1 protein-coding gene is annotated in these 401 nt (G+C 60.8%); it reads right to left on the bottom strand.

Annotation, left to right across the window (positions count from 1 at the left end):
* Positions 1-346: hypothetical protein (locus I6F21_RS38305; RefSeq protein ID WP_225184460.1), on the bottom strand; the 346-nt coding region annotated here is incomplete at its 3' end.
* Between the last annotated feature and the right edge of the window lie 55 nt (positions 347-401).

Genomic DNA, 401 nt, shown 5'->3' with positions numbered 1-401 from the left:
CAAGGATGGACTGCAACTCTTGCTCGTAGTCGGACTGTTTGCGCAGCCCTTGGCCTTCTAGCAACCACAGACGATGGGCCGCTGCTTTGATGCGCTCATCCGTCCACACCAGCGGGAGACCGGTGCTTTCGGAATCCAGTGCCGAGGGGTTGGCGCGCAGGTGCTCGTCTAGCAGGTCGAAGAGGCTCGTTTCTGCGCCCACGGTCGTCCACTCGCCACCGAGGATTTCCGAACGCTTCAGGCCGGCAAGCTTGAGGAGCCACTGGCGGTCCGACGTTTCAGGCTGGGCCGTGACAGCAACTGCAGAAACGTTGGCCGAACAGGCATGGCATTCACGATCCTCCATATTGCCTGTCGTCCAGTTGTGGGCCTTATGCACGCCTGTCCCGTGACACGTGTTG

The sequence above is a fragment of the Bradyrhizobium sp. NBAIM03 genome (assembly GCF_020194055.1).
GTDB classification, from domain to species: Bacteria; Pseudomonadota; Alphaproteobacteria; order Rhizobiales; family Xanthobacteraceae; genus Bradyrhizobium; species Bradyrhizobium yuanmingense.
This window is presented reverse-complemented; position numbering and strand designations above follow the sequence as displayed.